The sequence below is a fragment of the Devosia sp. genome, from assembly GCF_028290645.1.
GTDB lineage: Bacteria > Pseudomonadota > Alphaproteobacteria > Rhizobiales > Devosiaceae > Devosia_A.
The window spans coordinates 1-13,541 of sequence record NZ_JAQGJL010000132.1 but is presented as its reverse complement, the minus strand read 5'-3'; the positions used below and the strand labels follow the sequence as shown (position 1 = coordinate 13,541).

Genomic DNA, 13,541 nt, shown 5'->3' with positions numbered 1-13,541 from the left:
GACGAGGCGGCGGCCGCCCGGCTCAAAGCGCAGGAGACCGAGCGCTACATCGCCGACATGCTGCGCGTCCAATCAGAGATGACCGGGCGCATGCAGACCATGTCGGAAATCTTCGGCTCGCGCACCTCCGACCTCGCGCGGCTGGTGAACGAGCGGCTCGACAGCCAGGGCCAGCGCATCGGCGCGGCGATGACCGAGGGTAATACCAAGACCAACGAGAGCCTCGCCAAGCTGCAGGAGCGGCTCGCCGTCATCGATCGGGCGCAGAGCAATATCACCCAGCTCAGCCAGGATGTGGTTTCGCTGCAGTCGATCCTCGCCAACAAGCAGACCCGCGGCGCCTTCGGCCAAGGCCGCATGGAGACCATTATCGGCGATGGGCTGGCGCCCAATTCCTATGCCTTCCAGGCGACGCTCTCGAACGGCAACCGGCCCGATGCGCTGGTGTTCATGCCCAACAATGCGCCCTCGCTGGTGATCGACGCGAAATTCCCGCTCGAAAGCTGGCAGCGGCTTGGCGACGCGCAGGCGCCCGAGGAGGTGCGGTTCGCCGCCAACGGCTTCAAGAACGACATGGGCGTCCACATCAAGGCCATCTCGGAGAAGTACCTGATCGCCGGCGAAACGGCGGACACCGCCTTCCTGTTCGTCCCGTCGGAATCGATCTTTGCGGACCTGCACGAAAAGTTCGAGGACGTGGTGCAGCGGGCGCTGAGGGCCCGCGTCGTCATCGTCTCGCCGGCGATCCTGATGCTCTCGATCCAGGTGGTGCAGGCGCTCTTGCGCGATGTGCGGATGCGCGAGGAAGCCCACAAGATCCAGAAGGAAGTGCGCGAACTGCTGCTCGATGTCGGCCGGCTCGACGAGCGGGTGCGGAAGCTCCAGACGCATTTCACCCAGGCCGCCAGCGATATCGGCGATATCGTCACCTCGTCGGGCAAGGTCGCGCGGCGCGGCGAGCGGATCGAGGCGATGGAGTTCGACGACGTCCGGCCGGAGCAGCGCCTCGCCGGGGAATAGTCGGCTACAACCGAGAGAACGGCGCATGCGGCGCCCGCCGTGGTGCGCCGAAAGCTACGTACCAGCCCTACGGTTGGCGTTGACGCCAAGGCGGGCGTAAGATGGCCGCGCTGAACCTGTGGCCGGGTGGAAGCGTTAGCCCTGCGAAATCAAAGAGGGACGGCCCATGGGCGCCAATAATCACTTCCGAGGCCTGCTCGCCGAGGACACTCCCGCCGGCAATGACGGGGATACGCCTGGGTACGCCCAACCCGTCAGCCAGACCGAGATCGAGGACCTGCTCTACGGCGACGATTGGCCTGCCGACGAACGGCTGCTCCGGCTCAGGGCGATGCGCAGCGAACTCGCCGACCTCGAGGCCAGCGATTTCGGCGAGGACGATCCGCTCACGATGATCCTGTCGATCGACGAAGCCATTGCGCGGCTCGAGAGTGTCGACGGCGAGAGCATGGATCCGACCTCGGTGGACCATGATCCCACCGCCCATCGCGAGACGCTGTCACCCGATTCCGATGAGCTCGAAGCCATCGAGGAAGCGGACGAAGCCTCGTTCACGCAGGACAATGTGGAGCCGATCGACAAACGCGAATGGATCGACGGCGACGGCTTCGATCCCGACGTCGGCGCCGCCTAGATCGCCGTCCGCGCCTTGAGCGCCTGGCTCAGCGTCCCCTCGTCGAGATAGTCGAGTTCGCCGCCGACCGGCACCCCATGGGCAAGACGGGTGATCTTCACCCCGCTCGGCGCCAGCCGGTCGGTGATGTAGTGCGCCGTGGTCTGCCCCTCGACGGTGGCATTCACTGCCAGCACGATCTCCGAGAACTCCGGCGCCCGGCGCAGCAGCGCGTCGATCGACAGATCGTCCGGCCCCACCCCGTCGAGCGGCGACAGCACGCCGCCCAGCACATGGTATTTCACCGCCCCCACCCCGGCGCGCTCCAGCGCCCAGAGGTCGGCCACGTCCTCGACGACGATCAGCAAACCGCTGTCGCGGCGCGGATCGGCGCAGATGTGGCAGGGCGAGCGCGTATCGACATTGCCGCAGACCTCGCAGACGGTCACCGCCTGCACGGCGCGATCGAGCGCTGCCGACAGCGGGATCATCAGCTGTTCCTTCTTCTTGATCAGCTGCAGCACCGCCCGCCGCGCCGACCGCGGCCCAAGCCCCGGCAGTCGCGCCAGCAGCAGGATCAGTTGCTCGATCTCGGGTCCGCCGTTGGCCATTCAGTTTCTTCCTTCCCTCTCCCCTTGAGGGAGAGGGTGGCCGCGCAGCGGCCGGGTGAGGGGCAGTACCGATCCTCGCTGCCGCTCGGATCGCGCATCGCAGGCGATGCGATACCCCTCATCCGCCCTTCGGGCACCTTCCCCCTCAAGGGGGGAAGGGAGAAACGCGTGGGGAGAGTTCAGAGACATAATCTCAGAACGGAAACTTCATGCCCGGAGGCAACGGCAATCCCGCCGTCATCTCCTGCATTTTGGCGTTCATCTCCGTCTCGGCCTTCGCCTTCGCATCATTGTGCGCGGCGAGGATCAGGTCCTCGAGCACCGAGACGTCGTCTTCCTTGAACAGGCTGGGGTCGATCTTCAGGCCCCGCATCTCGCCCTTGCCGCTCAGCGTCACGGTCACCATGCCGCCGCCCGAGCGGCCTTCGACCGTCAGCTCGGCGAGTTGGGTCTGGAACTCCTCCATCCGCCCCTTCATCTCCTGGGCGGCCTTCATCATTCCCATCAGGTCTTTCATTCGTCGTCCTCATCGCTGTCGCGGATGGCATCCGCGTAGGCCTCGATCGGGATCTGTTCCTGCTTCACCGTCACGCGCACCGTGGCACCCGGGAACGTCTCGAGGATGGCCTGCACCAGCGGGTCCTGGTGGGCTTCCTGCCGCACCGCCTCCTGCCGCTCCTCGCGCTGCTCGCGCAGCGTCGGCACGTGCTGCGCGTCGGTCTTCAGCGTGATCATCCACTGCCGGCCGGTCCAGGTCTTCAGCCGTGCCGACAGCGTCTGGATGATCCCGGGGTCGGCATTCTCGACCAGCGCCACCTCCAGTCGCGCATCGCCGATCGACACCGGACGCAGCGAGGATTCGAGGGCGTGCTTGACGATCAGGTCGCGCTTCTCGCCGGCCAGCGCCACCAGCTCGGCATAGCTGCGCGGATTGGCGAGGGCCTGCGGCGTCGATTGCGGAACGGGTTGGGGCGCCGGCGCGGCTTCGAAGCGCGGCGCCACCTCGGGCTGATACTGGCGCGCCGCCTGCGGGCCGCCGGATGTACCGCGCGCCACCGGCGCGGTCTGGGCAGTGCTCGGCGCGGGCAGGTTGCCGAGCTTGGCGATCAGCTCATCCGGGGTCGGCAGGTCCGCGGCATAGGCGAGGCGCACCAGCACCATTTCGGCCGCCTGCAGCGCGTTGCCGGCCTGCTGCACCTCGTCATAGCCCTTGAACAGGATCTGCCAGGTACGGCTCAGGGCACGCATGCCGAGCTTTTGTGCCAGCTGGGCGCCGCGGCTGCGCTCGTCCGGGGTCAGCGACACGTCGTCGGCAGCAGCCGGGACGATCTTGATGCGGGTGACGAGATGGGTGAAATCGCAGAGATCGGCGATGATGGTCTGCGGGTCGGCCCCCGCATCGTAGAGCTCGCGGAGATTTTCCAGCGCGCCGCCGATATTGCCGGACATCAGCGCCTCGAACAGGTCGATGGTGCGGGCTCGGTCGCCCAGCCCGAGCATGGCCTTGACCGTCGCGGTGGTCACCTTGCCGTCGCCATGGCTGATCGCCTGGTCGAGCAGGGACTGGTTGTCGCGCACCGACCCCTCGCCGGCGCGCACGATCATCGCCAGCGCCTCGGGCTCGTAGTCGATCCCCTCGCGCCCGAGCAGGTCGACGAGGTGCGCCGTCATCGTCTCGGGCGGCACGCGGCGCAGGTCGAAGCGCATGCAGCGGGAAAGGATGGTCACCGGGACCTTGCGGATCTCGGTGGTGGCGAAGATGAACTTCACGTAGGGCGGCGGCTCTTCGAGCGTCTTCAAGAGGCCGTTGAAGGCCGCGGTCGAGAGCATGTGCACTTCGTCGATGATGTAGACCTTGTACGGCGCCGAAACCGGGCCGTACTTCACCGAGTCGATTATCTCGCGGATGTCGTTGATGCCGGTATTGGACGCGGCGTCCATCTCCACCACGTCGACATGGCGGCCTTCGATGATCGCGCGGTCGTGAACCCCTTCCTTCTCGAAATCGAGCGTCGGATGGCGGCCGGTCTCGTCCTCGTAGTTGAAGGCGCGGGCAAGGATGCGGGCGGTGGTGGTCTTGCCCACCCCGCGCACGCCGGTGAGGATGAAGGCGTGATGGATGCGGCCCGACTTGAACGCATTGCGCAGGGTCTGGACCATGGCGTCCTGACCGATCAATCCGGCAAAGCTCAGCGGCCGGTATTTCCGGGCGAGCACCAGATAGGGCGACGATGTGTCAGTGGTCGCCATGTTCTTTGGCCATCCGCCCTTTCGACTCGCATGTTCAGGGAATCCGCCGCCGGCAGCCGCCAGTATGGGCGAGAGGTAGGAGGCTGGCAACGACCCGTGAAGGTCTCGTTGGGGCTGCTACCTTCCGGTCCTGACCCGGTTGGCGAGGAACACGTCCGCGCCAACCTCCCGGCTGGCTATATGGCGCGACATTGCGGCGATGGCAAGGACCCCATGCAACCGCACCGCCCACTTCGCCGTTGGTGGCCAGGTTCGAGTGGAGTCCAAGATGATTGCCAGAGGCAGCAATGACGAGGCCGAAGCCCGGCGCCACATCGCCCTGTGGCAGGGCATGATCGGGCACTGGAACAAGGTTGCCGACGAATATCGCGAGGCGGCGCGCGGCAGGGCTTCGGTCAGTTCGCTGCTGCTCGACGAAGCCGACCGCACCCGCCGGCAGATCCTCGAAGCGATGGACCACAGCGACCGCCTTATCGACAACCTCGCGCCCGGCCACGAGATGCGCCGCGACCTGCTCCAGATCGCCTCGGCGCTGGAAGCGCTGAGCGAAAGCATCGCGATTTCCGCTGACCAGATGGGCCCGCGCATCGAAGCCGGCCAGAACGTGGCCGGGCTCAAGTATCTGCTGTCGGCGCTGAAGCGGGACGCCGGGCTGGAGGCTTAGGCCTGGCTGCCACCGAACCCCTCCAACAACTCTGTGTCATCCCTGCTGCGAAAGCAGGGACCTAACACACCGCCCGCGCCAGCCGCGAACTGGGCCCTGCTTCCGCGGGGATGACATCGAGTTGCGCCACAACGCTAACCGCTTCGCCCCCTCCCCCAACCCTCCGCTCAAGGGGGGAGCGGAGCCGACTGAGACGTCGGAGCAACGGCTCCATCGCGCCCCTCCTTGAGGGGAGCGGCTGGGGAGGGGGTCGTGAGGTTTCGCATAGATAGTGAAGCTCACTTGCAGTCCGCCAACCGCCCCACCTGAACGCATCCCTCAGACCTTGTTAACAAACTGGGGCGCATTCTAATGACTTCACGGGCCCAGGAGGCTTGTCATGATGAAGTCAGTGAGAGTTCCGCACGAGCTGATCGCCCTCAGCCAGATGCAGCGCGCTTCGATCCGCGAGGTCGGCGCGCCGCTCTATCTGCCGGCGTTCGAGCACCAGATCCTCGAGGCCGAGGCGCGGCGCGAAGAAGACAAGGGCGACGATCTCGATTGGGGCGTCGAAGCTGGAGGCCTCGTCATCGGGGCCGACGAGGACGACGACTTCTACTGAGCCTCGCCCGCCGACGCGGCGCGATAGACGCCCAAGACGTGGAACTGGTCGGTGAAGAACCGCAGTTCCTCGAAGGCGAGCTGGACCGAGCGGTCCGAGGGATGCCCCTCGATATCGGCGTAGAACTGCGTGGCGGTGAACGAGCCGTCGAGCATGTAGCTCTCGAGCTTGGTCATGTTGACGCCGTTGGTGGCAAAGCCGCCCATCGCCTTGTAGAGCGCCGCCGGCACGTTGCGCACGCGGAAGACGAAGGTGGTCTTGACCTTCTCGCCCCCCTGCGCCGGCTCCTCGGGCTGCTTCGAAATCACTAGGAACCGCGTGGTGTTGTGCGCCGCGTCCTCGATGTTGCGGGCAATCACGTCGAGCCCGTAGACCTCGGCGGCAAAGCGCGAAGCGATCGCGGCGACCGATTTGTCGCCCTTCTCGGCGATCTCGCGGGCCGAGCCTGCGGTATCGACGCCGTTGATGGTCTTGAGCTTGTGCTTCGAGATGAACTTCCGGCACTGGCCAAGCGCCACCGACAGCGACTGCACCGCCTTGATGTCGGCGAGGGTGGCGCCCGGCACGCCGAGCAGGTTCATCTCGATCCTGAGGAAATGCTCGCCGGTGATGAACAGGCCGCTTTGCGGCAACAGGTGATAGATGTCGGTGATCCGCCCGTAGAGCGAGTTCTCCACCGGCACGACGCCATAGTCGGCATCGCCGTTCTGCACCGCCGCGATGGTGTCCTCGAAGGTGACGCAGGGCAGCGCTTCATCGGAGGGGAACAGCGCATGCGTCGCCGCATGGCTGAAAGCGCCGGGCTCGCCCTGGAACGCGATCTTTCTGGTCACTGTCGAAAACTCCCGGCACGCAAAGCGCGGCACTAATGCGACCGGCCCGGAGGCAAGTCAATGCGGGACGCGGCGGGCGGCTTCCACTATTGTCGCAGCCGGCGTCTAACCCGTTGCGCCCCATCAGGGTACAGACTATCTTCCGCCCGCGTCGGGACAGGGCTTGAAGCGCCGGGGCGGGCTAGCTATGCCTCTCGCTGTTCCGCCGCCAATCAAACCGGCGTCAAAGGCTAAAGATACCCGCGATGGATTCGTTCGAACTCAACAAGATCATTGGCGCCATTCTGGGCACCCTGCTGTTCGTCATGGGCGTAGGTTTCCTCGCCGAGGCCATATACCACCCGATCGAGGGCCATGGCCCGGGCTACAACCTGCCCGAGCCGGAAGTCGCGGCAGCGGGCGGTTCTGCTGCGCCCGCCGCTGCCGAGGTGCCGCTCGGCGTGCTGCTCGCCAGCGCCAGTGCATCCGCCGGCCAGACCGCGGTCCGCAAGTGCCAGAGCTGCCACAACTTCGCCGAGGGCGCCGGCAACAAGCAGGGCCCCGATCTCTACGGCGTCGTCGGCCGGCTGATGGGAAGTGTACCGGGCTTCGCGTATTCCGACGCCATGCTGGCCCACAAGGCCGCCGGCGACACCTGGACCTACGAGAACCTCAACGCCTTCATCACCGCGCCCAAGACCTTCATGCCGGGCACCAAGATGGGCTTTGCCGGCGACAAGGACCCGGCCGATCGCGCCAACATCCTCGCCTACCTGCAGACCCTGTCGCCGACACCGGTGCCGTTCCCGCCGGCTGAAGCCGCTCCTGCCGCGGCAGCTGCAGCCCCGGCCGCCGGCGCTGCTGCCCCGGCCGATGCCGCCGCAGTTCCCGGCACTGCCGCTCCTGCTGCCGACGGCGCCGCCGCGCCGGTCGAAACGCCGACTACCACGGCTACCGAGACACCGGTGCAGGGCACGCCCGCTCCCGCGACCACCGAGCCGGTCACGCCCGCGCACTGATCGCGGGCGAGCCAACTGATTTCCGAGCCGCGCCAACCAGGTGCGGCTCGTTCGTTTTGGGGGAGACGTCCGATGACCTTGCTGCTGCACCTCGCCGATTTCAACGAACGGCGCTGGGCCGATGGCTTTGCGGCGGCCCTTCCCGGCCGCAAGGTGGTGACGCGGGCCGACAGCTACGATCCCGACGAGGTCGAGTACATCTTCATCTGGAAGCCGAGGCCCGATGCCTTCGAGGGGCTCAACAACCTCAAGGCCATCCTGTCGCTCGGCGCCGGGGTCGACGCGCTGCTGCGCAACCCGTCGCGGCCCTCCGGCGTGCCGATCGCGCGCTTCATGGACGAGGACCTGACGCAGCGGATGAGCGACTACGTCGTCTCGCAGGTCACCATGCACCAGCGGCTGTTCACCCGCTTCAAGCGCGACCAGGCGGCGCGACAGTGGCGCCAGCTCTACCCGGCCCCCGCCTGGGACGCGACGGTCGGCGTGATGGGCCTCGGCCAGCTCGGGCTCGACGCCATCCGCCATTTGAAAACCTTCGGCTACAAGCTGCGCGGCTGGAGCCGGTCACCCAAGGAGGTCGAGGGCGTCGAGGTGTTCACCGGCCCCGAGGAGTTCGAGGCGTTCCTTTCGGGCACCGATATCCTCGTCAATCTCTTGCCGCTGACGGCGGAGACGCACGGTATCCTCAACTACGAGACCTTCTCCAGGCTCAGGCGCGGCGGCATCGACAACGAGGGTCCGGTGGTGATCAACGCGGCGCGCGGCGGCCATCAGAAGGAGGCCGACATCGTCCGGGCGCTCAACGACGGGACACTGAAGGCAGCCAGCCTCGACGTGTTCGAAGTCGAGCCACTGCCGCAGGAGAGCCCGCTCTGGGCCATGGACAATGTCTACATCACCCCGCACATCGCCGCTGCCTCGAGCGAGCGCACCGGCGTCGCCTACTTCTCCAAGGTGATCAAGGACCACGAAGCGGGCCTGCCCCTGCCCAACGTGATCGACTTCAGCCGCGGGTACTGACGCCAAGGCAGCGGCCTACCATCGCAGCCAACACCAACTCGGCGGTTGGCGACGCCAGCGTGCAGGGGCGCGGTCGAACCCCTCAACCAAACCGCTGCTTCAGATATCCGTAAACCGCCCGGATTCCCTGGTCCGTCCCGCCGAACGGCCGCCCGGCGCGGGCTTCCGGCGCCCAGGCGTAGATGTCGAGATGCGCCCAGGCCCTGGCCTGCTTGACGAAGCGCTTCAAGAACAGCGCGGCGGTGATCGAGCCGGCAAAGGCGCTCGCCCCGGCATTGTTCACGTCGGCGATCTTCGAGGCGATCATCGAATCGTAGGGCGCCCAGAGCGGCATCTGCCAGAGCGGATCGTCCGACACCGCCCCCGCCGCCATCAGGCCGCGCGCCAGTTCGTCGTCGGTGGCATAGAGCGGAGGCAGGTCGGGCCCCAGCGCCGAACGCGCCGCGCCGGTCAGCGTCGCCATGTCGACGATCAGCTCGGGCGCCTCCTCGTCGGCCAGCGCCAGCGCGTCGCCGAGGATCAGCCGGCCCTCGGCATCGGTGTTGCCGATCTCGACGGTCGAGCCGTTGCGGGCCCGCAGCACGTCGCCCGGCCGGAACGAGGGGCCGGAGATGGCATTCTCGACGATCGGGATCAACACCCTCAGCCGCACCCGCAGCTTGGCGTCGATGATGGCGTGCGCGAGGCCGAGGATATTGGCCGCCCCGCCCATGTCCTTCTTCATCAGCAGCATGCCGGCCGACGGCTTGATGTCGAGCCCGCCGGTATCGAAGGTGACGCCCTTCCCCACCAGCGTCACCTTGGGGTCACTGGCCTTGCCCCAGCTGAACTCGACCAGCCGCGGCGCCTCGGCCGCGGCCCGGCCGACCGCGTGGATCATCGGAAAGTTCTGCTTCAGCAGATCGTCTCCGGCGATGACCTTCACCTCCAGTTCGTGAGCCTTGGCGAAGCCGCGGATTTCCTTTTCCAGCGCATCCGGTCCGAGATCGTTGGCCGGCGTGTTGATGAGATCGCGTGCCAGGTAGGCCGCCTCGACGAGCCGCAACACCTCGTCCAGGTCCGCCCCCTCGACATCGTCGAGCAGTACCGGCTCGCGCGGCTTGCGGTAGCGGTCGAAGCGATAGGCACCGAGGCGGAAGGCGAGCATCGCCAGCGTCGGGTCGCCGTAACTGCCGGCCAGCCTGTACTCTCCCGGCTCGAGCGCGGCGCCGGCGAGCCCGAGCGTGAGCGCCGGTCGCCCCACCGACTCGCCGAGGCCGAAGAGGTAGCCGGCAAGGCCTCCGTCCGCGTCCGGCAGCGCCAGCAGCCTGCCGCGCTGGCCGGAAAAGCCCTGCGCCGTGGCCCAGCGCAGTTCGGCCGGCGTCAGGCTTTCGGGCAGCGCGTTCGCCTCGGCGGCGATCAGCGGTAGCGACTTCGACTTGGCCATTTCGGAGGTCCGTTCGGGGTGGAGCTGGGGGGCATTTCGTCTACGCCGGCAAGGCAGGCATGGCAACCTACCGAGGCGCGCCTTAACGCGCTGTTAGGGTTAATCAATTATTGCTCTGGCGGGGCTCGGGTATCGTCATTGGGAACTGTTTCGTGTTGTTGCGCCTTGTCCAGACCAACTTGAACCCGCTCCGCGCCCTGCTCCTCGCCGGCGCCGCGGCGCTTGCCCTTTCCGCCTGCGCCTCGAACCCGATGACCACCGGAAGCATCGGCGGGACGGACCTCGCAGGCCAGCCGCTCGACAAGAAGCAGGCGGCGCTTGCCCAACTCGCGGCGCACTACAAGAAGGACCCGGGCAACCGGGCCACGATCATCTATTACGCCGCTGCGCTTCGCGCCAACGGCCAGAATGAGCAGGCGGTCGCCGTGCTCGAGGACGGCGTGGCCCGCTTCAAGGGCGATCCCGAGCTGCTGGTCGGCTTCGCCAAGGCGCTGTCCGCCGCCGGCCGCTTCGACCAGGCGCTCAACGTCATCGACAGCGCCATCAACCCGGCTTCGCCCGATTGGAATGCGCTGATGGTCAAGGGCGCGATCCTCGACCAGAGCGGGCGCAACACCGAGGCGCGCGAGATGTACCGCCAGGCGCTGAAGATCGCCCCGGACCAGGCCTCGATCCACGCCAATCTCGGCCTCTCCTATTCGATGACCAACGAGCTCGACAAGGCTGAGGCCGAGCTCCGCATGGCAGTGAAGATGCGCGGCGCCAACAGCCAGGTGCGGCAGAATCTCGCGCTGATCATCGGCCTCCAGGGCCGGTTCGACGAGAGCCGCGCGCTGTTCGCAGCCGAACTGCCACCAGACCAGGTCGAGGCGAACATGGCCTATATCCGCGCGCTGCTGACGCAGCAGAATCGCTGGGACCTGATCAACAAAGAGGGCTGAGCGGGTTCAGCACCGCCGCGCTCGTGGCGACAACCTGACGTCTGGTGGCTGTGGACCCCCACCCCTGTCCCCTCCCCCTACAGGGGAGGGAGACCCGCCCACCGGCGCCCGTGTTTTGGTCTCCCTCCCCATTCTTAGGGGGAGGGGACAGGGGTGGGGGTCAGCACGCGCCGGCGGGCCCGTCCGCCTCTGTCCCCGCCAATCCGAAACGGGCGCGCGCCTCACCCGCCGCCATTGAAGAACTTGTTGGCGAACACCCGGATGACCGCCGGCGACAGGATGACGATGAACAGCACCGGCAGGAAGAACACGATCATCGGCACCGTGAGCTTGGGCGGCAGGGCGGCGGCCTTCTTTTCGGCCTCCATCATCCGCGCCTCGCGGCCTTCCTCGGCCATCACGCGCAGCGCCGAGCCCACCGAGGTGCCGTGGCGCTCGGCCTGGATCAGCGCCTGCATCACCGACTTGACGTTGTCGAGCCCGGTGCGCTTGCCGAGGTTCTCGTAGGCGCGGGTGCGATCCTCGAGGAAGGACAGTTCCGCGGTGGTCAGCGTCAGCTCCTCGGCGAGTTCGATGCTCTGGGCGCCGATTTCCCTGGCGACGCGCTTCAGGGCGTGTTCCACCGACATGCCGGCTTCGACGCAGAGCAGCACGAGATCCAGCGCGTCCGGCCACGACCGGCGGATCGACTGCTGCCGCTTGATGGTCTTGTTCTTCAGCAGCAGGATCGGCAGGTAGGCGCCCACCAGCCCGACGAACACGGCGTAGATGGCGTTCATCCAGAGCGGCTTGTCGGCGAAGACGACGAGGCTCATGTAGGCGAAGGCGACGACGAACAGCACGAACGGGGTAACGAAGCGCACGAACAGAAACGTGGTCATCGCGGCCTGGCCGCGATAGCCGGCGCGGGCGAGCTTTTCGGCGGTGTTCTCGTCCATGAAGGCCTTTTCGAGCGAGAAGCGCTCGACGACGTTCTTCATGTAGTCGCGGCCGGCCACCTGCCGGATGGTGCGGGTGGCGCCCTGCTCTTCCTTGCCCGAGCCGCGCAGCCGCGCCATTTCCTCGGCGCGCATCTTCTCGCGCTCCAGCGCGACCCGCCTGATGCGCTGGCGGATTTTCGAGCCGCCCGAAAAGAACGTGGAGCCGATGGTGAAGACGACGGCGGCAGCAGCCACGGCGGCCAGTACGGCGACCAGGAACTGGGTGTTGGTGAGCGTCTCGATCAGCTTGTCCATCGCCCGCCCCTAGAAATCGAACTGGATCATGCGGTTCATGATGAAGCCGCCGAGGAACATCAGGATGGCGGCGACACCGAGCATTAGGTTGCCGATCGGCGTCTGGATCATCGGCAGCAGGTAGGTCGGCGTGGTCAGCGACACGAGGATGGCGACGATGATCGGGAGCGAGCCGATGATGCCAGCCGAGGCCTTGGCTTCCGAGGACATCGCCTTGACCTTCTGCTTCATCTTCTTGCGGTTGCGCAGCACGCGGGCGAGGTTGCCCAGGGCTTCGGACAGGTTGCCGCCGGCCTGGGCCTGCACGGTGATGACCACGATGAAGAAGTTGACCTCGGCCAGCGGCACGCGATCGTAAAGGGTCACCACGGCTTCCTGGATGGTCTTGCCGACTGCCTGCTGGTCGAGCACCCGCTGGAAGTCCGACTTGATCGGCTCCTTGGCTTCCTTGGCGACCAGCCGCATCGAGTCGTTGAGCGGCAGGCCCGACTTGACGCCGCGCACGATGGCCTCGACGGCATTGGGGAGTTCGTCGAGGAAGGCGTTCTGGTACTTCTTGCGGCGGTGGCCCAGATACATCCGCGGCAGCAGGTAGCCGCCGGCAACGGCGAACACCAGGCAGTAGACCAGCTCGAGCTGCAGCACGAAGCAGATGACGAACACCAGGGCGCCGAAGATCACCGAATTGCGGATGAAGGCGCCGCGCTTCAGCTTCATGCCGGCCTGATAGAGCTTGTCCTGCAACGGCACGCGCCGCTTGCGCTTCTCCAGCACCGCAGTCTGGGCGCGCAGCGTCTGCTGGATTTCCTTGCGGCGGGTATCGCGGTTGCGCGACGTATCGGCTTCGCGGCGGTTGGCCTGGACGTCGCCGCGCAGAGCCTTGATCCGCTTGTCGGCACGGCCGCTGCCAAGCAGCGATGGAACGAGGGCAAATCCGGCGGCGCCGACGCATACGGCAGCCAGCAAGGCGAGAAGCCAGGGGTTCATCGGGTGATCCTATGCACCGAGGATCTCGTGGTGCTCGACGTTCGACTTCTCGAGCGCGTCGACGAGATTGGCCTCTTCGTTGAAATAGCGGGCGCGCTCGGTGAAGTTCGGCTTGGTAATGCCGGTCGAGCGGTGGCGGCCCATCAGGTTGCCGTTCGAGTCCTCGCCGAGGATGTCGTAGAGGAACACGTCCTGGGTGACGATCACGTCGCCTTCCAGCCCCAGCACCTCGGAGATGGCGGTGAGGCGGCGCGAACCGTCGCGCAGGCGCGCCGCCTGGACGATCACGTCGATCGAGGAGACGATCATTTCGCGGATGGTGCGCGAGGGCAACGAGTAACC

Annotated in this window: 14 protein-coding genes, 1 other RNA gene and 1 pseudogene; 7 read left to right on the top strand and 9 right to left on the bottom strand. The window is 66.6% G+C overall.

Translation table 11 applies throughout. The annotated features are described in order from the left end of the window. On the top strand, positions 1-1,020 hold a 1,020-nt coding region (gene rmuC, locus JWQ89_RS07675; protein WP_366143979.1), incomplete at its 5' end, for a DNA recombination protein RmuC. A 166-nt stretch (positions 1,021-1,186) separates the two neighbouring features. Next, a complete protein-coding gene (locus tag JWQ89_RS07670; protein WP_299639811.1) occupies positions 1,187-1,654 on the top strand; it encodes a hypothetical protein in 468 nt (155 codons plus the stop codon). Here the strand turns inward: JWQ89_RS07670 and recR are convergent. The 4 genes from recR to ffs all read right to left on the bottom strand — a co-directional run bounded on the left by recR (position 1,651) and on the right by ffs (position 4,664). Beyond that, the gene (gene recR / locus JWQ89_RS07665; protein ID WP_299639810.1) at positions 1,651-2,244 is read right to left on the bottom strand and encodes a recombination mediator RecR; all 594 of its coding nucleotides are present in this window, start codon (positions 2,242-2,244) and stop codon (positions 1,651-1,653) included. The genes JWQ89_RS07670 and recR overlap by 4 nt on opposite strands. Before the next feature lie 193 nt (positions 2,245-2,437). Continuing rightward, positions 2,438-2,761, bottom strand: coding sequence for a YbaB/EbfC family nucleoid-associated protein (locus JWQ89_RS07660; protein WP_299639808.1), 324 nt, complete (start codon positions 2,759-2,761; stop codon positions 2,438-2,440). Further along, positions 2,758-4,494 carry a DNA polymerase III subunit gamma/tau gene (locus tag JWQ89_RS07655; RefSeq protein WP_299639806.1) on the bottom strand — a complete coding sequence of 579 codons (1,737 nt, stop codon included), beginning with the start codon at positions 4,492-4,494 and terminating at the stop codon, positions 2,758-2,760. Before JWQ89_RS07655 ends, JWQ89_RS07660 begins: the two co-directional genes overlap by 4 nt. 74 nt (positions 4,495-4,568) lie before the next feature. Then, an RNA gene (gene ffs, locus JWQ89_RS07650) (signal recognition particle sRNA small type) lies at positions 4,569-4,664 on the bottom strand. Positions 4,665-4,762: 98 nt separating this feature from the next. Between ffs and JWQ89_RS07645 the strand changes: the two genes are divergently transcribed. Beyond that, positions 4,763-5,158 (top strand): hypothetical protein, encoded by a 396-nt coding sequence (locus JWQ89_RS07645; RefSeq protein WP_299639804.1) that lies wholly within the window; start codon positions 4,763-4,765, stop codon positions 5,156-5,158. Between the two features lie 379 nt (positions 5,159-5,537). Continuing rightward, positions 5,538-5,759, top strand: a complete 222-nt coding sequence (locus JWQ89_RS07640) for a hypothetical protein (RefSeq protein WP_299639803.1) — start codon at positions 5,538-5,540, stop codon at positions 5,757-5,759. Here the strand turns inward: JWQ89_RS07640 and JWQ89_RS07635 are convergent. Then, positions 5,753-6,592 (bottom strand): prephenate dehydratase, encoded by an 840-nt coding sequence (locus tag JWQ89_RS07635; RefSeq protein ID WP_299639801.1) that lies wholly within the window; start codon positions 6,590-6,592, stop codon positions 5,753-5,755. The two genes, JWQ89_RS07640 and JWQ89_RS07635, sit on opposite strands and share 7 nt — an antisense overlap. A gap of 245 nt (positions 6,593-6,837) precedes the next feature. Here JWQ89_RS07635 and JWQ89_RS07630 point away from each other — a divergent pair, with 245 nt between their 5' ends. Next, positions 6,838-7,590 (top strand): cytochrome c family protein, encoded by a 753-nt coding sequence (locus JWQ89_RS07630; RefSeq protein ID WP_299639800.1) that lies wholly within the window; start codon positions 6,838-6,840, stop codon positions 7,588-7,590. Between the two features lie 72 nt (positions 7,591-7,662). Further along, positions 7,663-8,610 carry a glyoxylate/hydroxypyruvate reductase A gene (locus JWQ89_RS07625; protein ID WP_299639799.1) on the top strand — a complete coding sequence of 316 codons (948 nt, stop codon included), beginning with the start codon at positions 7,663-7,665 and terminating at the stop codon, positions 8,608-8,610. 82 nt (positions 8,611-8,692) lie between these two features. Here JWQ89_RS07625 and JWQ89_RS07620 read toward each other — a convergent pair whose 3' ends face one another. Beyond that, on the bottom strand, positions 8,693-10,036 hold the full coding sequence (locus tag JWQ89_RS07620; RefSeq protein WP_299639798.1) for a M17 family metallopeptidase: 1,344 nt from the start codon (positions 10,034-10,036) through the stop codon (positions 8,693-8,695). Between the two features lie 152 nt (positions 10,037-10,188). On the opposite strand from JWQ89_RS07620, the gene JWQ89_RS07615 reads away from it, so the two are divergent. Beyond that, positions 10,189-10,977, top strand: coding sequence for a tetratricopeptide repeat protein (locus JWQ89_RS07615; protein ID WP_299639796.1), 789 nt, complete (start codon positions 10,189-10,191; stop codon positions 10,975-10,977). Between the two features lie 221 nt (positions 10,978-11,198). Here JWQ89_RS07615 and JWQ89_RS07610 read toward each other — a convergent pair whose 3' ends face one another. The 3 genes and pseudogenes from JWQ89_RS07610 to JWQ89_RS07600 all read right to left on the bottom strand — a co-directional run. Then, positions 11,199-12,212 carry a type II secretion system F family protein gene (locus JWQ89_RS07610; RefSeq protein WP_299639794.1) on the bottom strand — a complete coding sequence of 338 codons (1,014 nt, stop codon included), beginning with the start codon at positions 12,210-12,212 and terminating at the stop codon, positions 11,199-11,201. A gap of 9 nt (positions 12,213-12,221) precedes the next feature. After that, a complete protein-coding gene (locus JWQ89_RS07605; protein WP_299639792.1) occupies positions 12,222-13,199 on the bottom strand; it encodes a type II secretion system F family protein in 978 nt (325 codons plus the stop codon). 9 nt (positions 13,200-13,208) lie between these two features. Then, positions 13,209-13,541, bottom strand: a pseudogene (locus tag JWQ89_RS07600) (CpaF family protein); the annotation flags it as partial.